Below are 20,749 nucleotides of genomic sequence, written 5' to 3'. Positions count from 1 at the left end.
CCACACAACCCCGGTGTCTCCGGCGCCTCCCCTGCCTGGTATCCGCAGACGGCTCGGGCCTTCTCCAGCGGCGCGCTCCGGGCCTGCCCGCCACGCCCACTCGTGGTCCCCCGCCGCGGCCCCCCCCCCGCCCCCGGCGGGCGCCCCCCCCCCCCCCCCCCCCCCCCGCCGCAATCCCTTTCCCCGGGGCCCCCGCCCCCGCCCCCCTCCCACCCTCCACCTCCCCCACCCCTACCCCCTGCCCACCCCACCTCGTGGAGGGAAGAAGGAGAGCGGGGTCACTCGGGCGGGGCGCGGGGCCCACGGGTGGAGTGCCCCGGGGCGGTGTGCCCGGCGCGGGTGCCGTGGGCGGGCTGGGGGTGGACGGCGACGGCGAGGGTGGACGGGGAGTCGCCGGTCACGGCGATGTCCCCCGCCCGGTCGGTGCGCAGCACAGTGGCACCCGACGCACGCAAGCGGTCGACGGTACGGGGCGACGGATGCCCGTACGGGTTGCCCTCGCCGCAGGAGATCAGGGCAAGCCGGGGCCGCAGGGCACCGGTCAGGTCCCAGTCCTGGTGGGCCGAGCCGTGGTGCGCGACCTTCAACACGTCCACTCTCCCGAGGCGCCCCAACAGGGCCGACTGGGCGGGCGGTTCGAGGTCACCCAGCAGTGCCATCCGCAGACCGCCGGCCGAGGAGACGAGCAGTGCCACGCTCGCGTTGTTCGCTCCCGGCGCTTCGACGGCCGCCCCTGGAGCGGGCGACACCACGTCCCAGGACAACTCCGCACCGGCCGAACGCCGTTCACCACGCCCCGCACGCAACAGCGGTACGCCTGCGCCCGCCGCCCAGGCCGTCACCCGGGCCGCCTCTCCCGGTGGGTCGTCCAGCACCGTGCCCTCCACCGCGCCCACCTGGCGCCCCCGCAACACCCCCGGCACGCCTTCGACGTGGTCCGCGTGGAAGTGCGTCAGGAGCAGGAGCGGCACGGTCGTGATGCCGAGCTCCCGCAGGCAGCGGTCAGCGGCGTCCGGATCCGGCCCGGTGTCGATCACCACCGCGCTGTCCGGCGCACCGGTCGACAGGGCCAACATGTCTCCCTGCCCGACGTCGCACATCACCAGCCGCCACCCCGGCGGCGGCCAGCCCGTGGCGATCCGGGCCAGCTGCGGCGGGCGCAGCAGCACGCCCAGCAGCACCACCAGCAGAACGCCGGTCACCACGGCCCGGGCCCAACGACGACGGGCACCCGCCGGACGGCCGGACTCCACTCGGCGGGGCAGCAGCAGCGGCGCCACCCAGCAGGCCGCCAGGGTCGCCAGGGCGACCGTCGCCACCCCGAACCAGCCTCCGGGCCACGACAGTTGCCCACCGGGCAGCTCGGCCCCGCGCCGACCGACGAAGGCCAGCCAGCCGGCCGGCACCCCGGCCGGCTCGGCCAGCAGCCGGGCCAGGGACGGGAAGAACGGTTGCAGCGCGAGCACCCCGAAGCCGAGCAGCGTCGCCGGCGCCACCGCCAGTTCGGCCAGCAGGTTGCACGGCACCGCGACCAGGCTGATGTGCCCGGACAGCACCACCGTCACCGGTGCGCACAGTGCCTGCGCCGCCGCCGTGGCCGCCAGCGCACCCGCCAGGTGGTGCGGCCACCGCCGGGCCCGCAGGGACTCGGCCCAGTGCGGCCCGAGGACGAGCAGCCCGGCGGTGGCGAGCACCGAGAGCAGGAAGCCGAAGGAGCGCGCCAGGTACGGGTCCAGCAGCACCAGGACCAGGACGGACCCGGCGAGCGCCGGTACGGCCTGGCGGGGGCGGCCGGTGGCCAGGGCCAGCATGCCGATCAGTCCCGTGCCCGCCGCCCGCAGCACGCTGGGTTCGGGTCGGCAGACCGTCACGAAGGCCAGGGTCAGCGCCGTACCGGCCAGGGCACTGGTGCGCAGCGACAGCCCCGACAGCGCGGCCAGTCCGCGCCGTTCCGCCGTGCCGGCCTGCGCCGGTGCGCCCAGCAGTACGCCGAGGACGATCGCCAGGTTGGCCCCGCTGACGGCCACCAGGTGCACCAGGTCGGTGGCCCGGAAGGCGTCCACCAGGTCGTCGGGCAGTCGCGAGGTGTCGCCGACGACCAGCCCGGGGAGCAGCCCGCGCGCGTCCGGCGGGAGCCCGTCGCTGGCCGTGCGCAGGCCTTCGCGCAGCCGCCCGGCGATCCGCTGCGGCAGGCTCGGCGGTGCGAGCTGCCGGGGCGGGCCGTGGACGAGCAGCAGTGCCGCGGACTCGGTGTCGTAGCCCGCTCCCGCCGGCCGCACCTCGGCCTCGACGGCCAGCCGCTCGGACGGCAGCAGCCGCAGCCAGGAGTCGCTCTCCGGCCCGCGGACCATGACCGTCACCGGGGTGTGTGTCCGGGTGGCCCGTCCGTCCGGGAGAACGGTCGCGCGGTCGGCCACGGCCTCGACGGTGAGGAGGCTCTGCCCACCGGTGGTGCCGCCCCGGGAGGTGTGGACCTTGGGGTCCCCCGCGACGGTCAGCTCCACCTCGACCGCCGTGGCGGGCGTGCCCGGGGCGCGCGGCGGCGCGTGCTCGGCCGCACGGGCGAGCTCCGGCAGCGGGCCCCGGTGCAGGTCGGCGGTGTGCAACGGGGTCGCGATCGCGGCCGCCGCACCGGTGAGCAGGACGGCCGCCAACGCCACTGCCGTCCCGCGCCGGGGCAGCAGGCCCGGCCGGGCGAGCAGCAGGACGGCCGCGAGCACGGCGGCACCCGCCGACAGCAGGATCAGCGGCTCGGACCCCGGTTCCACGGGCAGGAGCACCGCTGTGACCAGCCAGGCCGAGACGGCCGGCAGCAGCAGTCGGAAGTCGGCGCCCGAGGAGCGGGTGCGCGGGAGCGGCGCGGTGGTGGCGGTCACGGCGGTACCTCCTTTCGGCATCGGCGAGGGGCCCGCAACGGGGCCGGAAGTGGGACGGGAACAGAGGGACGGGAACAGGGGGACGTCAGAGGGTGAGGAGCGGACGGAGTTCGGCGAAGGTGCGGGCACCGATGCCGCTGACCTGCCGGAGCTGGTCGACCGAGCGGAACGAACCGTGCGAGGCGCGGTAGGCGAGGATGCGCTGGGCGAGGGTCGGGCCGACGCCCGGGAGGGCGTCGAGCTGTTCGAGGGTGGCGCGGTTGAGACTGACGGGTGGCCGGGGCGTACCGGCACCGGGCAGTCCGCCGGCGCCTCCGGGAGCGGGGACGGGTACGGGAACGAGCGCCTGCTCACCGACCGTGATCTGCTCACCGTCCGTCAGGACGCGGGCCAGGTTGAGGCTCCGGGTGTCCGTCTCCGGCAGCGGACCGCCAGCCGCCCGCAGCGCGTCGGCCACCCGCGATCCCCCGGGCAGGGTGTGCAGACCGGGCAGGTGGACCCGGCCGCCGACGTCGATGACGACGGCGGGCTCGGCGCCCGGGCCCGCGGGGCCCGTGGGTGGCCCGGCCCCGCTGCCGGGCGGGCCGTCGGTGGCGGGCGGGCCCGGCTCCGGCGGCGCCGACGCGGCCGCCAGTGCCGGAACGGCGACCGCCTCCGGTCGGGCCAGCCAGAAGTGCTGCACGGCGTAGCCCACCGCGAAGAGGAGCAGGACGGCCAGCCCGGCCACCGCCCGCCGGTCGAGCGCCAGCGCCGAGGCGAACCGCAGCCGCGCCCCGCCGCCGGGCGGATCGGGGAGGTGCACCGGCTCGGGCGGGCCGGCCCCCGGCGGCACTGCGGCAGGCGGTACGGCCGCCACCGGACCGCCCTCCGGCGGCTGGCCGGCAGTCGGCTCACGGCCCGACGGCTCGCTGACCACCGGCTCGTCCTCTGTCGGCAACAGCGCCGCCATCCGCAGCCGTACCGTCTCGTCGATCGCTTGGCGCTTCGCCGCGCCCAGGCCCAAGGTCGTCATGGCGAGGACGCTAGGAGCACCTCGCGAAACCCGTGGAAATTTCCGAAAGCCTGTGGAAAACCCGGGGGTTGTGGATAAAAAGTGTCACTCACACGAGTGGCCACACCATCACGCAGTTGACCCGAGCCGCCCTGAGCCGCCCGCCCCAACCCCCCGCCTCAGCGCGGCGCGACCACCACCGCCAGCAGCCCCGGCCCGACGTGCGCGCCGATCACCGCCCCGACCTCGCCCACGTACAGCTCCCGCAACCCCGGCACCCGCGCCCGCAGCCGCTCCGCGAGCTGCTCGGCCCGCTCCTCGGCGGCCAGGTGGTGGACGGTGATGTCCACCTCGCCCTCCCCCGAGCGCTCGACCGCGATCTCCTCCAGTCGGGCGATCGCCCGCGACGCCGTCCGCACCTTCTCCAGCGGCTCGATCCGCCCCCCGTCCAGGTGCAGCAACGGCTTGACCGCCAGCGCCGAACCGAGCAGCGCCCGCGCCGCCCCGATCCGCCCGCCCCGGCGCAGGTGCTCCAGGGTGTCCACGTAGAAGAAGCCGCTGGTCCCGGCCGCCCGATCGGTCGCCGCCCCGGCCGCCTCCGCGAGGCCCAGGCCGGCCTCGATCGCCTCGGCCGCCGCCAGCACGCCGTACCCGAGGGCCATTCCGACCAGTCGGCTGTCGACCACCCGCACGGGCACCGGCGCCTCGGCGGCGGCCAGCCGGGCGGCCTCGACCGTGCCGGACAGTTCGCCGGAGATGTGCACCGACACGATTCCCCGCGCCCCGGCCTCGGCGGCCGCCCGGTAGGTGGCGGCGAAGGTCTCCGGGTTGGGCCGTGAGGTGGTCACCCGATGCTTGCCGCGCAGCGCCTCGGCGACGTCCTTCGGTGAGATCTCGACGCCCTCGCAGCGGACCTCGTCACCGACCGCGACGCTCAGCGGTACCACCGTGATCCCGTGCCGGTCGAGCGCCGCCTGCGGCAGGTAGGCCGTGGAATCGGTGACAAGTGCGAGGTCGGAGGGCATGAGGCGGAGGTTACTCCCCGTTCGTCCGGGATGACAGCAGCTGTCCGCGCGCTCCTGAGCGGGCCCGGCCGCGCGCGGGAATCAGCTCGCGGACGGCCCCGTGGAGGGCCCCGCCGACGGCTTCCGCAGCCGCTGCGCCAGCTTCGCCAGCGGGTCGGCCAGCCCGAGGAGGTCCTCGGCGTTGGGCCGCCCCCTGCCGTCCGTCAGCCCGGCCCGAGCCGCACCGGCACCGGCACCCCCGCCTGCCCCAGCCCCAGCTCCAGCCCCCGCACCGGCACCAGCACCAGCACCAGCACCAGCACCCGAGCCGGCAGCACCGCCCCCCGCCGTGTCCCAGTGCCGCAGCGCCCCCGCCTCGCTCTCGCACTCCTGGCTCAGCCGGCTCAGCTCGTCGTCCGCGAACCGGTGCATCCGGTCCTGGGCCGCCCACCGCATGGTCTCCGCGGCGTGGGTGATCCGCTCCGCGCGCTCGCGCAGTTCCGGCAGCTTGGCCGCGATCCGCGTGGTGTCCGGCTCGCGTTCCAGCACCCGCAGCTCGCCGTCCAGCTCGGCCGCGTGCGCGTCGAGCCGGGTGAGCAGCGCGAGCGACTCGCCGAGCTGGCCGTCCTGCTCCAGCCCGCCCTCCAGCACCTGTCGGGTGCCGTCCAGCGAGGTCCGCAGCTGGAGGCGGACGGTGGCGATCTGCGCGGGCGGGCCGACCTTGGTGTACTTCTTCGCCTTGAGGGTGGCGGTCTCGACGGCGCGCCGGGCGTTGGCCTCGTGCCTCTCGACCTTCGCGGCAACGGCCTTGGCCGCCTTGACCGTGCCGACCACGGCCAGGACGAGCGTCGCGACCCCGAAGAGCAGGACCAAGCCGATCATCACGCCGAACACGTCCATCGCGCGTCACCTTCCGCCGCCGTTTCGGCCCCCACCGGGCCCAACGCGGGCCGCACTGCCGTGGGTTCCACCGTAGCCGCCGCACCCGGGCCCGGAAGGCCCGGAACGGGCCGGCGGACGGAGATCAGGGACAGATCCGGGATCTCCCGGAGGGCCCGCACCCGCTCCACCTGCGCCCCTGCGCCCCTTCGCACCCCGCGCCCCGCACCACCCCTCCCCGCACCCTCGCACGAGGTCCGGACAGAACACCGGACAGAACACCGGGCGGGCGCCCCGAAGGACACCCGCCCGATCAACTCCTGTCCGGAGCCGTCCCGAACCGACCTCAGCCGGTCACGATGTTCACCAGCTTCGGCGCCCGCGCGATCACCTTCCGCACCGCCGCGTCACCGATCGCCGCGACCACCGCCGGGTCCGCCAGCGCCAGCGTCTCCAGCTCCGCGTCCGTGATGCTCGGCGCGACCTCCAGCCGGGCCTTGACCTTGCCCTTGATCTGCACCACGCAGGTCACCGACTCGTCGACCACGTACGCCGGGTCCGCGACCGGGTAGTCGGTGTGCGCCAGCGACTCGCCGTGGCCCAGGCGGCGCCACAGCTCCTCGGCGATGTGCGGGGCCAGCGGCGCGACCATCAGCACCAGCTGCTCGGCCACGGCCCGCGGCGTGGAGCCGCGCTTGACCAGGTAGTTGTTCAGCTCGATCGCCTTGGCGACGGCCGTGTTGAAGCGCAGCCCGGCCATGTCGCCGCGGATGCCGTCGATCGCCTTGTGCAGGGCGCGCAGCGTCGCGTCGTCCGGCTCCTCGTCCGTGACGACCAGTTCGCCGGTGCCCTCGGAGACGACGTTGCGCCACAGCCGCTGCAGGAAGCGGTAGGAGCCGACGACGGCCCGGGTGTCCCACGGACGGGAGACGTCCAGCGGGCCCATCGACATCTCGTACAGGCGCAGGGTGTCCGCACCGTACTCGTCGGCGATCTCGTCCGGGGCGACGGCGTTCTTCAGGGACTTGCCCATCTTGCCGGCCTCGCGCTTGACCGGCTCGCCCTGCCAGAAGTACTTGCCGTCGCGCTCCTCGATCTCGGCGGCGGGCACCGGGAAGCCGCGCTCGTCGCGGTAGACGTCCGCGGTGATCATGCCCTGGTTGAACAGCTTGTGGAACGGCTCGACGGAGGAGACGTGCCCCAGGTCGTGCAGCACCTTGTGCCAGAAGCGGGCGTACAGCAGGTGCAGCACGGCGTGCTCGGCGCCGCCGACGTACAGGTCGGCGCCGCCGGCCGGCTTGGCCTCGGTGGGGCCCAGCCAGTAGCGCTCGTTGGCCGGGTCGGCCACCGCGTCGGCGTTGGTCGGGTCGACGTAGCGCAGGTCGTACCAGCAGGAACCCGCCCAGTTGGGCATGGTGTTGGTCTCGCGGCGGTAGCTGCGGACGCCGTCGCCCAGGTCCAGCTCGACGTTGACCCAGTCCTCGTTGCGGGACAGCGGGGTCTCCGGCGAGGAGGCGGAGTCGAACGCGTCGTAGGTGCGCGGCGAGTAGTCGTCGACCTCGGGGACCTCGACCGGCAGCATCGACTCGGGCAGCGCGTGCATCACGCCGTCCTCGTCGTAGACGATCGGGAACGGCTCGCCCCAGTACCGCTGGCGGCTGAACAGCCAGTCGCGCAGGCGGTAGTTGACGGTGCCCTCGCCGATGCCGCGCTCGGCCAGCCAGGCGGTGGCGGCGGCCTTGGCGTCGACCACGCTCAGCCCGTCCAGGGACAGCGACGAGGACCGGGACCCAGACTGCGGCGAATCACCCTCGGAGCGCACCGAGTTGACGATGACCGAGTCGTAGGTGTCGAAGGCGTCGTCCCACTCCGCCGGGTCCGAGCCGCGCCCGTCGGTGGGCTCGACGACGCAGCGCATCGGCAGCGCGAAGGCGCGGGCGAAGGCGAAGTCGCGGTGGTCGTGGGCGGGGACGGCCATGATGGCGCCGGTGCCGTAGCCCATCAGCACGTAGTCGGCGATGAACACCGGGACGGACGCGCCGCTGACCGGGTTGACGGCGTAGGCGCCGGTGAAGACGCCGGTCTTGACCTTGGCCTCGACCTGGCGCTCGACGTCCGACTTGGCGGCGGCGGTGGCCCGGTAGGCGGCGACGGCCTCGGCGGGGGTGGCGGCGCCGCCGGTCCACTCGGCGGGCACGCCCTCCGGCCAGGCGGCGGGCACGATCGAGTCGACCAGGTCGTGCTCGGGCGCCAGCACCATGTAGGTGGCGCCGAACAGGGTGTCGGGCCGGGTGGTGAAGACGGTGATCTTCCCGCCGTCGACCGCGAAGTCGACCCGGGCGCCCTCGGAGCGGCCGATCCAGTTGCGCTGCTGCAGCTTGATGGCCTCGGGCCAGTCCAGCAGGTCCAGGTCGGCGATCAGGCGGTCGGAGTACGCGGTGATGCGCATCATCCACTGGCGCAGGTTGGACTTGAACACCGGGAAGTTGCCGCGCTCGGAGCGGCCGTCCGCGGTGACCTCCTCGTTGGCCAGCACGGTGCCCAGGCCCGGGCACCAGTTGACCGGCACCTCCTTGGCGTACGCCAGGCGGTACTCGCCCAGCACCTCGTCGCGCTCACCGGCGGTCAGTTCGGCCCAGGCGCGGCCGCCCGGCACCTCACGCTCGCCGGACTCGAACCGGGCGACCAGCTCGGCGATCGGGCGGGCCTTGCCGGCCGCCTCGTCGTACCAGGAGTTGAAGATCTGCAGGAAGATCCACTGCGTCCAGCGGTAGTAGTCCGGGTCGATCGTGGAGATCGAGCGGCGCGGGTCGTGGCCCAGGCCCAGCCGGCGCAGCTGGTGGCGCATGTTGGCGATGTTGGCCTCGGTGGAGACCCGCGGGTGGGTGCCGGTCTGCACCGCGTACTGCTCGGCGGGCAGGCCGAAGGCGTCGTAGCCCAGCGTGTGCAGCACGTTGTGGCCGGTCATCCGCTGGTATCGGGCGAAGACGTCGGTGGCGATGTAGCCCAGCGGGTGGCCGACGTGCAGGCCCGCGCCCGAGGGGTACGGGAACATGTCCATGATGAAGCTGTGCGGCTTCGCGGCGACGTCGCCGGCGGCCGGGTCGGCCAGCTCACCGGTGGGGTTGGGGGCGTGGAAGGTGCCCTCCTTCTCCCAGATGTCCTGCCAGCGGGACTCGATCTCCGCCGCCAGCGCGGCGCTGTACCGGAACGGCTCGGTCGCGGTCTCGGCCGCGCCGGACGCAGGGGTCGTCTCGCTCATGGTCCTTCAAGCTCCATCGGTGTCAGTTGGCGAACCGCGACGCGGCCGACCGTGGACCCCTCCCACGGCGCGGGCGGGGGCGGAAAACAAAAAATCCCCTCGCAGGAGGGGACGCCACGCCGACTCCGGCACCGCCCGAGGGCGCGGCCGGTCCTGGTCAGCGCGGCCGGCTAAGGAGCAGGCGCACGGTTCGCATGGGCTCAGGGTACCGCAAGCAGGTCAGGGCTCTCCTGGCCGTCCCACCGGCGGCACCGCGCCCCTGCGGCCCCCACGGCCAACCGCGCCGCGCCACCGACCGCCGCACAGCCGCCCACCCCCACAGCCGACCGCCGACCGCCGAACCACGGCCAACCGCCCACCCCCACCGCCTACGGCGCAGCCGCCCGCGCCGTCCCGCCGTCCCGCAGCCCCGCCGCCTCGAAGTCCCGCAGCGCCCGGGCCAGCCGCTCCGACTGCATCCCCGCCGCGAGCGCGCGCGCCAGCCCCGCCGTCCGGGCGGCCTCCCGCTGGTCGCCGAGCCGCCGGTGGGTCTCGGCCAGCCGGACCATCAGCAGCGCCTTGGACCGGGCGCGCCCCGACCCGAGCCCGGCGACGGCCTCGGCGAGCAGGGCCTTCGCCATCCGGTGCTGACCGAGCGCCAGCCGCCCCTCCCCCACCATCCCGGCGAGGTCGGCCCGGGCCTCCTCGGTGCCGGGGACGCCGTCGATCTCGGCGAAGGCCCGGGCGGCGGCCGCCTCGGCCTGGTCGGCCTCGCCGCGGCGGCCGTGGGCGCGGGCGATCCTGCCGTACTGGCGGGCCCGCCCGGTGGGGCTGAGTGCGGGCCCGTGGGCGTCCAGGGCGGTGCGCAGCGCGGTGACGGCGTCCAGGCCGCGCCCGCCGCTGCCCTGGGTGGCGAGGGCCACCAGCGCGCCGAGCCCGGCGACCCCGAGCCGGACGTCGCCGCTGACGTGGGCGGCGCGCAGCGCGGCGACGAAGGCCCGCTGGGCGGCCGCGTCGTGGCCGAGGTCGAACGCGGCCCAGCCGGCCAGCCGGGCCAGCCTGCTGGCGGTGCCGTACAGTTCGCGGCCGAGTCGTTCGTCGTACGCGCCGAGCTCCAGGAGCTTTGCCAGCATGGCGAGTTCGGCGCGGGTGGGGCCGAGGACGAGGCCGCCGCCGCAGGAGCGTTCGAGGCGCTGCTTGCTGCGGTAGGAGAGGCCGAGCTCGCCGGCCAGGGTGGGGTCGACGCGCAGCGCGCCCTCGCCGCCGCCGACCGGCGGTGGCGGTGAGGAGAGCCGTTCGGCGGCGTGGTCGAGGTCGGCGCTGCGGAACAGGTCGGTGAGCCGGACCGGTCCGGCGTCGGTGGCGGCCTCGCGCAGCGCGGTCTGGGCGGTGTCGGCGGTCCACGGGTCGGTGAGCAGCCGGGGCGAGAGGATCTTGGCGCCGCGGTGGCCGCCCATGCGGCCCCAGAGCTGCTCGTAGGTGACGGCTATGCCGAGGGTGCGGCTGAGCACCTCGCAGACCGTCTGGTCGTGCGGGCTGCGCGGCACCATGCCGCGGTCGCGCCACTTGTACGGGGCAGTGGAGCTGATCGCCAGGCCCGGCGGGAGGGCGAGGCTCACCTCACGGGCGAGCCGTTCCGGACTCCAGCCGAGCTGGTGCAGTATCCGGGCCAGCTCCTCGTTCCGCCTTCGCTGCAGATCGGCCATGGCACGACGGTAGCGGTCTTTCCCTCCCGTCCGCCGGTGGCATGCACACAACGGCGAAGAGCCGCCCCCCGTAACGGGAGGCGGCTCTTGATCACTGTGGAGCTATGGGGAATTGAACCCCAGACCTCTTGCATGCCATGCAAGCGCTCTACCAACTGAGCTATAGCCCCTTGACCTGCGATGTCACCGGGTTTCCCGTCGTTTCCGTCCGGTTTCCCTCGGCGACATCGACTACTTTACACGGTCCTGGGGGTGCTCCTGAAATCCGCTTCCCGGGCCGGTCACCGCACCCCCGGTCACCGCACCCCCGGTCCCCGAGCCGACCCGACCCGAGCCGACCCGACCCGACCCGACCCGAGCCGAGCCGACCCGCCTGGCACCGTCCCCGCCGGCACCCGGGCGAACAGCAGGGCGCGGGTACGGGGCACAGGACCCCGAGGGCCCCCACCCCGCGATCCCCTCCCAGGAAGCGCGAAAGGCCGCCACCCTCAGGTGACGGCCTCTCGAACCACTGTGGAGCTATGGGGAATTGAACCCCAGACCTCTTGCATGCCATGCAAGCGCTCTACCAACTGAGCTATAGCCCCGCGACACTGGCGACCTGGCTCCGGAACTCCGATTTCCACGACCGCCGATGCGGAGTGGAGCTATGGGGAATTGAACCCCAGACCTCTTGCATGCCATGCAAGCGCTCTACCAACTGAGCTATAGCCCCGCACTCACCGGATCTCCCGCTTCCCTTCCGGGCCGCGTTCCTTCCCTGCGAACGAGGAAGACTCTAGCTGGTCAGGCCCGGAACTGCGAAATCCGCTCCTTCCGGGCCCCTCGAAGCCCCCGTCGCCGAGTGCCGTCAGGTGCCGAGTGCCGTCAGGTGTCGTCGCCGATCACCGGCTGCGGGAGCGTGCCCGCGTTGTGCTCCAGCAGACGCCAACCGCGCGCCCCCCTGCCGAGCACCGACCAGCAGCAGTTGGACAGCCCGCCGAAGCACTCCCACACGGGAGGCTCCAGCCCCAGCAGCCGCCCGAGCATGGTCCGGATGGTGCCGCCGTGGCTGACCACGACCAGGGTGCCGTTCTCCGGCAGCTTGGCGACCGCCTCCAGCACCACCGGCACCGAGCGGTCGGCGACCTCGGTGGACAGCTCGCCGCCACCGCGGCGCACCGGCTCCCCGGCCGCCCAGGCCGCGTACTCCTCCGGGTGGCGCTCACGGATCTCGGCGTTGGTCAGGCCCTGCCAGGAGCCCGCGTACGTCTCCCGCAGCCCCTCGTGGTGCTGCACGTCCAGTCCGGTGACCCGGGCCAGCTCGTCGGCGGTGCGCCGGGCGCGCTTGAGGTCCGAGGAGATCAGCAGGTCGGGGTGCAGGCCGGAGAGCAGCCGGGCCGCCCGCTGGGCCTGCAGCACGCCCTGGCCGGTCAGGTCGATGTCCGTGGTGCCCTGGAAGCGCGATTCGAGGTTCCAGGAGGTCTGGCCGTGCCGCCAGAAGACGACGCGCGGGCCGCGCGCATCCCTGCTCAGTGCAGGTCCTCGGGCTTGCCGAAGTCGTCGGCCGGGGCGACGGCGTTGCCGGCGTCGTCGGTGATCGCGTCGGGGCGGTTGCGCGACTCCACGGCGTCCTCGGGCAGCGGCAGCTCGGGGCAGTCCTTCCAGAGGCGGTCCAGCGAGTAGAAGGAGCGCTCCTCGGAGTGCTGGACGTGCACGACGATGTCCAGGTAGTCGAGCAGGATCCAGCGGCCCTCGCGCTCGCCCTCGCGGCGCACCGGCTTGATGTCCAGTTGCTCGCGCAGCTGGTCCTCGATCTCCTCGGCGATCGAGCGGACCTGGCGGTCGTTGTTCGCGGAGGCGATCAGGAAGGCGTCGGTGATCGACAGCACCTCGCTGACGTCGAAGGCGATGATGTTGTGCGCGAGCTTGTCGGCCGCCGCCTGGGCGGCGACGTTGATGAGCTGCTGGCTGTGGTCGGTGACGGTCACGGTGTTCTTCCGGCTCGGCGGCGTGGGACGGCCCCGGCACGGCGGCAGGGGTCGCCTTCCAGGATCTCACGCCGTCCCCGCGGCCTCGGAACGCATTTCCGGGGCCGCGGGGCGGGCGAGGGGCCGGAGCCGGTCCGCTACTGGGTCTTCGGCGGCTGGTAGTCCTTGCCGAGCACGACCACCAGGTCCGCGTTCTGGGCGTCGCCGACCTTCTTCACCGCCGTGTCCGGCAGCCCCAGGCTGGTCGCCAGGGACTTCGCCGCGCCCTGCCGGGCGTCGTCGGTGTAGCGGATCTCACTGGTGGCCTGCGGCGCGGTCTTGGCGCCGCCCGGGATGAACGTCAGGCCCGAGTTGACGATCTGGACCTGCGCCGCGGCGCCCGCCGCGTCGTTGCCGGAGGCGTCCTGGACCGAGACCCGGGCGGGGGCGTCGCCGGCCGCCGCGGACTTCACGGTGCCGCCGAGCACGTCCTTGACCTGCTTGCCGGCGGTCGCCTCGTCCAGGGTGCCGTCGGGCTTGACGGTCAGCGCGGCGGTGCCGAAGTGGCCGTCCTTGGCCTGCTGGGCGAGCTGGGTGAGCACGCCGGCCAGGGCGTCCTCGGGCAGCGAGGGGTCGAGCACCGCGTTCATCCGGTGCACGTCGTCCTTGGCGTCCTTGAACGTGGTCGGCATGGTGCGCACCACGGCGTCCATGACCTGGCCGAACCGGGCCAGCTGGGCGTCCCGGTTCTCGCCGGGCGCCTGGAGGGTGGCGTAGGCGACCGCGGCCTTCCCGCTGAGCAGGGTGTTCTTGCCCGCCGGGGAGAGCTGCTTGCCGTCCGGCTTTCCGCCCTCGCGAGTCTCGGCGTTGGTGTCCACCCGGACGCCGCCGAGCTGGGAGACCAGCAGTTCCAGGTACGGGGTGTCCAGCCGCCAGGTGCCGGCCACCGGGGCGCCGAGCACGGTGGACAGGCCGTCGCGGGTCGCCGAGGCGCCGATCGCGTCCATGGCCTGGCCGACCGTGGTCACCGGCGGGTCACCCGGGCCGGGCAGCCGCAGCACGTCGGGCAGCAGCAGCACCGTGCCCTTGTGCCCGGAGGCGTCGTCGACCAGCAGCGCGCTGGACACCTTGCCCTGGAGGTCGCGCAGGTGGACGACGTTGACCTGCCGCCCGCCCGCCGCGGCGGCCGCGGTCGGCTTGTCCCCGGTGAACCACAGGTAGCCGCCGACGCCGCCGGCCGCGAGCGCCAGCACCACGCCGAGGCCGACCAGCCGGTTCTTGAGCTTGCGGCGGCGCTCGGCGCGCACCTCGCTGCGGGACTCGGCGAACTTCAACCAGTCGATGACGTCCTCGGACTCCTCCGCCTCCTCGTCGACGAAGGTGAACTCGCCCGTCTGGTAGGAGTCCTTGGGCGCCCGGCTGCCGGCCTTGCCGGGACGGGCCCCGGCCACCTGCTCGGAGGGCGCGGCCTGCGCGGCCGGGGCGGCCTCCGCACCCGGCCGGGGGGTCCGGCGGCGCGGCGGCGGCACGGCGGCGGGCCCCGCCGGGGCGGACGGCTCCGGCGCGGACGGCTCCGGCGCGGACGGCTGCGGCACGGTCGGCTGCGGCTCGGCGACCACCGGCCCGGCCGGCGCGGCCGGTGCGGCCTGGTACGGCTGCTGCTGGTACGCCTGGTACCCCTGCTGCTGGTAGCCCCCGTACGAGTCCTGCCCGTACACCGGCTGCCCGTACTGGTCGTACGTCGGCGGCTCGTACGGCTGCGGCTCGTACCCCTGCTGCCCGTACGACTGCTGCTGCGGGAACTGGCCGCCCTGCTGGCCGCCCTGCTGGTAGCCCTGGGCCTGGGCCTGGGCCTGCTGCCCGCCGTACGAGCCCTGCCCGTACACCGGCTGCCCGTACTGGTCGTACGTCTGCGACCCGTACGGCTGCTCCTCGTACTGCTGCCCGTACGCCGGGGGCTGCTGCTGCCCCTGCGGGTGCCCCTCGCCCTGGCCCTGGCCCTGGTACGACTGCTGGTACGGCTGCTGGTACTGGCCGGTGGACCACTCCTGCGGCTGCCCGCCGTTGCCGCTGCCGTTACCGCTGCGATCGGTCACGCCCGCTCCTGGCTCAGGTCCCGTGCGGCGCGTAGAGCGCCCGCTTGTCGATGTAGCGGACCACCCCGTCCGGGACGAGGTACCAGACCGGCTCGCCCTTGGCGACCCGGTTGCGGCAGTCCGTGGAGGAGATGGCCAACGCCGGGACCTCCACCAGGGAGACCCCGCCCACCGGAAGCCCGGCGTCCGACAGAGTGTGCCCCGGACGGGTGCAACCGATGAAGTGGGCCAGCGAGAAGAGTTCGTCCGAGTCGTGCCAGGACAGGATCTGGGCCAGCGCGTCGGCGCCGGTGATGAAGAAGAGGTCCGCGGCCGGGTGCAGGGAGTGCAGGTCGCGCAGGGTGTCGACGGTGTAGGTCGGGCCCTCGCGGTCGATGTCGATCCGGCTCACCGAGAACTGCGGGTTCTCGGCGGTGGCGATGACCGTCATCAGGTAGCGGTCCTCGGCCGGGGTGACCTGGCGGTCGCTCTTCTGCCACGGCTCACCGGTCGGGACGAAGATCACCTCGTCCAGGTGGAACGCGCTCGCCACCTCGCTCGCGGCGACCAGGTGGCCGTGGTGGATCGGGTCGAAGGTGCCGCCCATCACCCCGAGGCGCTTCTTCACCGGTTCCGGTCCGCCGGGATTCCCGGCCTGCTCTCCCATGCCGCCACACCTTACGCGACGCCCGTTGCGGTGCGGGAACGCCCGTGTGGGGGTTGTCCGCAGATGCGTGAGGGAGCGGCCGGCGCACCGGCCGGACGCTCCCCGAGCGGTCCCGGGACGGAGCTCAGCGGTCCCGGTTGAAGCGGGTGGTGATGAAGAGCAGGAGAACCAGGATGAACAGCGCGGCGCCACCCGTCAGCAGCGGGTTGAGGCTGTCGTGGTTGCCCCCCTCGGCGAGGAGGTTCAGGGCGGGGAGTGCGGCAGCAGTGCTCATGGTCGGCGGGACCTTCTCGGCTCGGTGACGGACCTGGGGGTGGTTCCGGGCCGGTGAGGGCCCACCCGTCATCGTACGGGGGGTTACGCGGCAACCGCTCGGCGGCCCACCGCCGCTGACCGGGCGTGAGCGAACCGAGGGGGACGCGGCGTCTACTGGCCCCGGAAGGCGCGGGCCATGATCCAGACCAGCAGGCCGATCCCGACGAAGGAGGCGATCACGATGATCCGCAGGAACAGGCCCGGGCCGGCCTCGTCGGAGATGGGTGCGGCCAGGCTGACCAGCGCTTCGGTGGACATCTGAGGGACTCCTCGAACTGCTCGGTACCGCGGCCGGGTCCGGTCTCGGTTCTCCAGGGCATTCAGGGTAAACCCGCCTCACACCGGCAGCGCCCACCGGCCCCCGCGCCGCGCCCGACCCGCCCCCGCCCCGCCGCCAAGCCGCCGCCGCACCGCCACCGCGGCCGTGCCCGGGGCCGTGCCCGGGCCCGCCCCCGGGGACGAGTACGCAACCGCGGACGTTGCACAGGCAGTCGTTGCAGACGAGTCACTGCCGGCGAAGACCAGCGGGGGGCCGGGCGCTGCGCCGAGGCCGCCGTCGACCAGGAGGTACGCAGACCATGACCGACACGACCGCGAACGCACCGAGCCGCCGTCGTCAGCGCTTCCCCGAGATCTCCACCCGGGCCTGGGAGCACCCCGCCGACCGCTCGGCGCTGGTCGCCCTGCGCCGGCTCTCCGGCTTCGACGACGTCCTGCGCAAGCTCGCCGGGCTGGTCTCCGAGCGCTCGATCCGGCTGATGTTCCTGGCCACCGCCGTGAAGACCTCCGAGCGCCAGTTCCCCGAGCTGTACGGCATGGTCCGCGACGCCGCCTACGTGCTCGACCTGGAGCAGGTCCCGGACCTGTACGTCAGCCAGGACCCGACGGTCAACGCGTTCACCATCGGCATCGACACCCCGATCATCGTGGTCACCAGCGGCCTGGTCGAGCTGCTGGACGAGGAGGAGCTGCGCTCCGTCATCGGCCACGAGGTCGGCCACGCGATGTCCGGCCACGCGGTCTACCGGACGATGCTGATGATCCTCACCAACATCGCCACCCGGATCGCCTGGGTGCCGCTCGGCAACCTGGCGATCATGGCCATCGTCACCGCGCTCAAGGAGTGGTTCCGCAAGGCCGAGCTGTCCAGCGACCGGGCCGGCCTGCTCGCCGGGCAGGACCTCCAGGCGTCCATGCGGGCCCTGATGAAGCTGGCCGGCGGGCACAACCTGGCCGAGATGAACGTCGACGCCTTCCTGGAGCAGGCCGAGGAGTACGAGAAGGCCGGGGACCTGCGCGACGGCGTGCTCAAGCTGCTCCAGCTGCTGCCGCAGACCCACCCGTTCGCGGTGGTCCGGGTCGCCCAGCTCAAGAAGTGGGCGGAGAGCGACGAGTACCGCTCGATCCTGGCCGGCGCCTACCCGCGCCGCACCGACGACCCGGACACCTCGGTCGGCGAGCAGTGGAAGGCCGCCGCCGAGCACTACACGACCTCGGTGAAGGAGAGCAAGGACCCGCTGATGGGCCTGCTGCGGGACGTGGCCGGCGGCGCCGCGACGGTCGGCGGCAAGCTGCGGGACACCTTCACCGGTGGCGGCCGCAACGACTCCGGCCCCCGCAACGGCTCCGGGGAGCGCGGCGACTCCGGGAACCGCGCCGACGGCTGACCCCCGCCCCCGCCCTCTCCCCCGCCTCCTCCGACGGGACGGCCGGTGCCCCGCCCGGGTCACCGGCCACCCCGCCGCCGCCCCGCCGCCCCGCTGCCCAAGCCGCCCCCGACGCCGCCACCACCCCGACGCCCGCCCCGCTCAGCTCCCGGCCAGCACCCCGCACACCTGCCAGGCCGGCCGCGCGTGGTTGCCCGGGTCGACCGGCGTCGGCGCGGCCACCGCGGTGCCCTGCGCGGTGGCCAGCACCGGCTGCAGGAAGCCCGCCATCGAGGCGGTGCACGGCTCCGGGCCGGCCTGCAGCACCGCGTCCACCAGCCGCAGCTGCGCCTGCCCCAGGTCGACCCGGTCCAGTTGGAAGGTCAGCTCGCGCCGCACCGTCTCCAGGGTGACCGGGGCGCCGGCCGGGGCGCCGGCGGGCTTCAACGCGTAGACGAAGGTGTGGTCGGTGGTGATCTGCAGCGTGCCGCCGTCCGACTCGTCGACCCGCATCGCGCCGACCACCTTCACGGTGTCGGAGGCCAGCGCGACCTGCGCCGGGTCGAAACGGACGATCCAGCCGGTCACCGCGTGGTGCCGGTCGTCCACCGGCTGGGCGACGCTCGCGTCGAACTGGGCCTGCTCACCGGGCGTGACGAAGACCCGCACGTCCGTGGTGACGCCCTGGACCAGCTCCGCCGGCGCCAGCGAGGAGGCGACCAGGTAGCGCTGCACGGTGTCGAGGGCCTTGGTCACCTCGACCTTGCTGAAGTGCTCGGTGCCCGCGCCGCTCGGGGTGTTCAGTCCGGCCGCCCCGTCGCCGTACCCGGTCGGCAGCGCCGCGAACGGGTGCGCCGGGTCGGCGACCGGGCGCACGGCCGAAGCCGGGCTCAACGCGACCAGGCTGACGGTCAGTTGACTGCCCTCCGGCCGGGCCGGGATCCCCTTGGGCGAGTTCACCCCGAAGTACACCGCGGCCCCGAAGGCCAGCAGGATGAGCAGCAGCAGGGCCAGCGCCTGACGCGGCACGCTGCCCAGCGGCCCGAGCCGCACCCGGGCCCGGGTGGCCTTGCCGAAGGAGCCCGCGAGCCGCTCCCGGGCGGACAGTTCCTGGATCCGGGCAGCCCGGACGAACGACTCGTCGAAGACGACGGACCGGAACTCGTCCTCATTGCCGGAACCGCCCTCGGGCGTACCCTCAGGAGGCTCGCGCGGGTCACCCATAGCACCAGGGTAGGCGCACACCGGGCCCGCCACGAGGGCCCCGGCGCAGATTGCCGGGAACGCTCCGTGACCACCGCCCCGGGGCGTGCGCCCCCGGACACTCCCTTAGGGCGTCGACGCCGCCAGTGACGGCTCGGCCGGCACCGACCGCGGGTCCGCGCCCGGGCTGCTGCTGCCGGACTCCGGGCGCCGGGGCGCCCCCGAGGAGCCGCCCACGCCCTGGTAGACGGCCGCGACCGCCACCGCCACCAGGCTCACGCCCATGATCACGGCGAGCACCCAGGCCACCGGCCGGTGCCAGCGCTGCTGGGCCACGTACCGTCCGCGGGCCCGCACCGGGTCGTAGCGCCGCCCCCACCGCCGGCCCCGGCGGCCGGTCGCCCGGCCCGGGCCCGACCAGGGGTCGGGGTAGAGGTGGTCCTCGTCGAGTCCGCTCGGGTACGGGCGCAGCTCCAGCGGAAGCCCGTCCGCAGCCGGCACGTCATAGCTCCAGCCCGGTCCCGCGGAGTCCGGCTCGAACCGCGCCTCGGCGGCGGCGAGCTGCCGCTCCTTGGCGGTCGGCTCGTGCACGGCGGCGGACCGGACGAAGGCCTCATCGAAGACCACGGTGGCGAACTCGTCGTCCGCACCACCGTGGTCGGCGCCGTCGGGGTACGGCAAGCCCCCCACATCCTCAGCCACGGATTCAGCGTATTACCGGCCGGGCGATTTGTCTGTGGCTCCCGGCAGTTGGTCCGTCACCCGTGTGACGACCGCCCCGCGCGGCGCCCCGTTCGGCGCCCGCGCCCCGCCCTCACTCGGCGTCCGCGCCCCCGCCCACGGTCTGCGTCTCCTCGCCGCGGACGTGCCCGTCACCAGTGACGATGTACTTGGTGCTGGTCAGCTCCGGCAGGCCCATCGGGCCGCGGGCGTGCAGCTTCTGGGTGGAGATGCCGATCTCCGCGCCGAAGCCGAACTCACCGCCGTCGGTGAACCGGGTGGAGGCGTTGACGGCCACCGTGGTCGAGTCCACCAACTGGGTGAACCGGCGGGCGGCGGCCTGCGAGGTGGTGACGATCGCCTCGGTGTGGCCCGAGGACCAGCGGCGGATGTGCTCCACGGCCGCGTCCAGCGAGGGCACCACGGCCGCCGCCAGGTCGTACGAGAGGTACTCGGCGCCCCAGTCCTCGTCGGTGGCGGGCACCGCGGTGACGCCGGTGCCCTCGGCGGCCTTGAGCACCGCCTCGTCGCCGTGCACCGTCACCCCGGCCCCGGCCAGGGCGGCCAGCGCGAGCGGCAGGAAGGCGTCCGCGACGTCCTGGTGCACCAGCAGCGTCTCGGCGGAGTTGCAGACGCTGACCCGCTGCGCCTTGGAGTTCAGCAGGATGCCGACGGCCATCGCCAGGTCGGTCCGGGCGTCCACGTACACGTGACAGTTGCCGGTGCCGGTCTCGATCACCGGGACGGTCGAACCCTCGACCACGGTGCGGATCAGCGAGGCGCCGCCGCGCGGGATCAGCACGTCGACCAGGCCGCGGGCGCGCATCAGCTCCTGCACCGAGTCCCGGCTCTCCCCCGGGACGAGCTGGATCACGTCGGCCGGCAGCCCGGCCGCGCCGACGGCGTCCCGCAGGACGGCGACCAGCGCGGTGTTGGAGCGGTAGGCGGAGGCGGAGCCGCGCAGCAGCACCGCGTTGCCGGACTTGAGGCAGAGCGCGGCGGCGTCCACGGTGACGTTCGGCCGGGCCTCGTAGATGATGCCGACCACGCCGAGCGGCACCCGCACCTGACGCACGTCCAGGCCGTTCGGCAGGGTGTAGCCGCGCACCACCTCGCCGACCGGGTCGGCCAGGCCGGCCACGTCCCGCACGTCCGAGGCGATCGCGGCGATCCGCTCGCCGGTCAGGCTCAACCGGTCGACCACCGACTCGGCCGTCCCCGCCGCGCGGGCCCGGGCCACGTCCTCGGCGTTGGCGGCGACGATCTCGGCGCTGCGGGCGACCAGCGCGTCCGCGATCGCCAGCAGCGCGGCGTCCTTGGCCCGGCGCGGCAGCGGGGCGAGCGCGGCGGCCGCCTCCCGGGCACGGCGCGCTACGGCGAGGACGGGGCTGTCGGCGGTGGCGAGGTCGTTGGTCATGCCGCCAAGGGTAGCGACTGCCCCCGCGCCGCCGAGCCGTCATTTCGCCCGGTGAGACAC

Annotated in this window: 16 protein-coding genes and 3 tRNA genes; 1 reads left to right on the top strand and 18 read right to left on the bottom strand. The window is 74.3% G+C overall.

All coding sequences use genetic code 11. The annotated features are described in order from the left end of the window. Nucleotides 1–278 precede the first annotated feature (278 nt). The 15 genes from ACFWXO_RS17745 to ACFWXO_RS17675 form a co-directional block, all read right to left on the bottom strand. On the bottom strand, nt 279–2,876 hold the full coding sequence (locus tag ACFWXO_RS17745; RefSeq protein ID WP_380524811.1) for a ComEC/Rec2 family competence protein: 2,598 nt from the start codon (nt 2,874–2,876) through the stop codon (nt 279–281). Nucleotides 2,877–2,961: 85 nt separating this feature from the next. Beyond that, nucleotides 2,962–3,888: a helix-hairpin-helix domain-containing protein gene (locus ACFWXO_RS17740; protein ID WP_380524810.1), complete on the bottom strand. Its 927-nt coding sequence runs from the start codon at nt 3,886–3,888 to the stop codon at nt 2,962–2,964. A gap of 158 nt (nt 3,889–4,046) precedes the next feature. After that, nucleotides 4,047–4,892 carry a DegV family protein gene (locus tag ACFWXO_RS17735; protein ID WP_380524809.1) on the bottom strand — a complete coding sequence of 282 codons (846 nt, stop codon included), beginning with the start codon at nt 4,890–4,892 and terminating at the stop codon, nt 4,047–4,049. 81 nt (nt 4,893–4,973) lie between these two features. Next, nucleotides 4,974–5,771, bottom strand: coding sequence for a hypothetical protein (locus ACFWXO_RS17730; RefSeq protein WP_380524808.1), 798 nt, complete (start codon nt 5,769–5,771; stop codon nt 4,974–4,976). 325 nt (nt 5,772–6,096) lie between these two features. Beyond that, nucleotides 6,097–9,012, bottom strand: a complete 2,916-nt coding sequence (gene leuS, locus ACFWXO_RS17725; protein ID WP_380524807.1) for a leucine--tRNA ligase — start codon at nt 9,010–9,012, stop codon at nt 6,097–6,099. A 368-nt stretch (nt 9,013–9,380) separates the two neighbouring features. Further along, nucleotides 9,381–10,697: a hypothetical protein gene (locus tag ACFWXO_RS17720; protein ID WP_380524806.1), complete on the bottom strand. Its 1,317-nt coding sequence runs from the start codon at nt 10,695–10,697 to the stop codon at nt 9,381–9,383. Nucleotides 10,698–10,794: 97 nt separating this feature from the next. Then, nucleotides 10,795–10,867, bottom strand: a tRNA-Ala gene (locus tag ACFWXO_RS17715). Nucleotides 10,868–11,211: 344 nt separating this feature from the next. Then, nucleotides 11,212–11,284: transfer RNA gene (locus ACFWXO_RS17710), tRNA-Ala, on the bottom strand. 55 nt (nt 11,285–11,339) lie between these two features. Then, nucleotides 11,340–11,412: transfer RNA gene (locus tag ACFWXO_RS17705), tRNA-Ala, on the bottom strand. Nucleotides 11,413–11,564: 152 nt separating this feature from the next. Next, complete coding sequence (locus tag ACFWXO_RS17700; RefSeq protein WP_375896681.1) at nt 11,565–12,212, bottom strand: histidine phosphatase family protein; 648 nt, start codon at nt 12,210–12,212, stop codon at nt 11,565–11,567. Continuing rightward, the gene (gene rsfS / locus ACFWXO_RS17695; RefSeq protein ID WP_375896675.1) at nt 12,209–12,667 is read right to left on the bottom strand and encodes a ribosome silencing factor; all 459 of its coding nucleotides are present in this window, start codon (nt 12,665–12,667) and stop codon (nt 12,209–12,211) included. The genes ACFWXO_RS17700 and rsfS overlap by 4 nt, the downstream gene beginning before the upstream one ends. Nucleotides 12,668–12,804: 137 nt before the next feature. Continuing rightward, nucleotides 12,805–14,742, bottom strand: a complete 1,938-nt coding sequence (locus ACFWXO_RS17690; protein ID WP_380524805.1) for an LCP family protein — start codon at nt 14,740–14,742, stop codon at nt 12,805–12,807. Between the two features lie 13 nt (nt 14,743–14,755). Further along, nucleotides 14,756–15,388: a nicotinate-nucleotide adenylyltransferase gene (nadD, locus tag ACFWXO_RS17685; protein WP_375893133.1), complete on the bottom strand. Its 633-nt coding sequence runs from the start codon at nt 15,386–15,388 to the stop codon at nt 14,756–14,758. Nucleotides 15,389–15,512: 124 nt separating this feature from the next. Next, nucleotides 15,513–15,662 (bottom strand): hypothetical protein, encoded by a 150-nt coding sequence (locus ACFWXO_RS17680; protein ID WP_350505430.1) that lies wholly within the window; start codon nt 15,660–15,662, stop codon nt 15,513–15,515. A gap of 152 nt (nt 15,663–15,814) precedes the next feature. After that, the gene (locus ACFWXO_RS17675; RefSeq protein WP_188306314.1) at nt 15,815–15,961 is read right to left on the bottom strand and encodes a hypothetical protein; all 147 of its coding nucleotides are present in this window, start codon (nt 15,959–15,961) and stop codon (nt 15,815–15,817) included. Between the two features lie 320 nt (nt 15,962–16,281). Between ACFWXO_RS17675 and ACFWXO_RS17670 the strand changes: the two genes are divergently transcribed. After that, nucleotides 16,282–17,370, top strand: a complete 1,089-nt coding sequence (locus ACFWXO_RS17670) for a M48 family metallopeptidase (RefSeq protein ID WP_380403592.1) — start codon at nt 16,282–16,284, stop codon at nt 17,368–17,370. Between the two features lie 141 nt (nt 17,371–17,511). On the opposite strand, the gene ACFWXO_RS17665 is transcribed toward ACFWXO_RS17670, so the two are convergent. The 3 genes from ACFWXO_RS17665 to ACFWXO_RS17655 all read right to left on the bottom strand — a co-directional run bounded on the left by ACFWXO_RS17665 (nt 17,512) and on the right by ACFWXO_RS17655 (nt 20,689). Further along, nucleotides 17,512–18,573 (bottom strand): hypothetical protein, encoded by a 1,062-nt coding sequence (locus ACFWXO_RS17665; RefSeq protein ID WP_380524804.1) that lies wholly within the window; start codon nt 18,571–18,573, stop codon nt 17,512–17,514. A 105-nt stretch (nt 18,574–18,678) separates the two neighbouring features. Continuing rightward, complete coding sequence (locus ACFWXO_RS17660; RefSeq protein ID WP_375893129.1) at nt 18,679–19,254, bottom strand: hypothetical protein; 576 nt, start codon at nt 19,252–19,254, stop codon at nt 18,679–18,681. A gap of 112 nt (nt 19,255–19,366) precedes the next feature. Beyond that, on the bottom strand, nt 19,367–20,689 hold the full coding sequence (locus ACFWXO_RS17655; protein WP_380524803.1) for a glutamate-5-semialdehyde dehydrogenase: 1,323 nt from the start codon (nt 20,687–20,689) through the stop codon (nt 19,367–19,369). Nucleotides 20,690–20,749: the final 60 nt, after the last annotated feature.

Origin of the sequence: Kitasatospora sp. NPDC059088, assembly GCF_042738155.1 — a bacterium.
Lineage (GTDB): Bacteria > Actinomycetota > Actinomycetes > Streptomycetales > Streptomycetaceae > Kitasatospora.
The sequence above is the reverse complement of the archived record's forward strand: the minus strand, read 5'-3'. Positions and strand labels throughout refer to the sequence as shown.

Coding starts and splice junctions, on each gene's coding strand:
- ACFWXO_RS17665 (WP_380524804.1), bottom strand. CDS start 18,573: ATGGGTGACCCGCGCGAGCCTCCTGAGGGTACGCCCGAGGGCGGTTCC.
- ACFWXO_RS17670 (WP_380403592.1), top strand. CDS start 16,282: ATGACCGACACGACCGCGAACGCACCGAGCCGCCGTCGTCAGCGCTTC.
- ACFWXO_RS17735 (WP_380524809.1), bottom strand. CDS start 4,892: ATGCCCTCCGACCTCGCACTTGTCACCGATTCCACGGCCTACCTGCCG.
- ACFWXO_RS17675 (WP_188306314.1), bottom strand. CDS start 15,961: ATGTCCACCGAAGCGCTGGTCAGCCTGGCCGCACCCATCTCCGACGAG.
- ACFWXO_RS17720 (WP_380524806.1), bottom strand. CDS start 10,697: ATGGCCGATCTGCAGCGAAGGCGGAACGAGGAGCTGGCCCGGATACTG.
- ACFWXO_RS17740 (WP_380524810.1), bottom strand. CDS start 3,888: ATGACGACCTTGGGCCTGGGCGCGGCGAAGCGCCAAGCGATCGACGAG.
- ACFWXO_RS17730 (WP_380524808.1), bottom strand. CDS start 5,771: ATGGACGTGTTCGGCGTGATGATCGGCTTGGTCCTGCTCTTCGGGGTC.
- nadD (WP_375893133.1), bottom strand. CDS start 15,388: ATGGGAGAGCAGGCCGGGAATCCCGGCGGACCGGAACCGGTGAAGAAG.
- ACFWXO_RS17680 (WP_350505430.1), bottom strand. CDS start 15,662: ATGAGCACTGCTGCCGCACTCCCCGCCCTGAACCTCCTCGCCGAGGGG.
- leuS (WP_380524807.1), bottom strand. CDS start 9,012: ATGAGCGAGACGACCCCTGCGTCCGGCGCGGCCGAGACCGCGACCGAG.
- ACFWXO_RS17655 (WP_380524803.1), bottom strand. CDS start 20,689: ATGACCAACGACCTCGCCACCGCCGACAGCCCCGTCCTCGCCGTAGCG.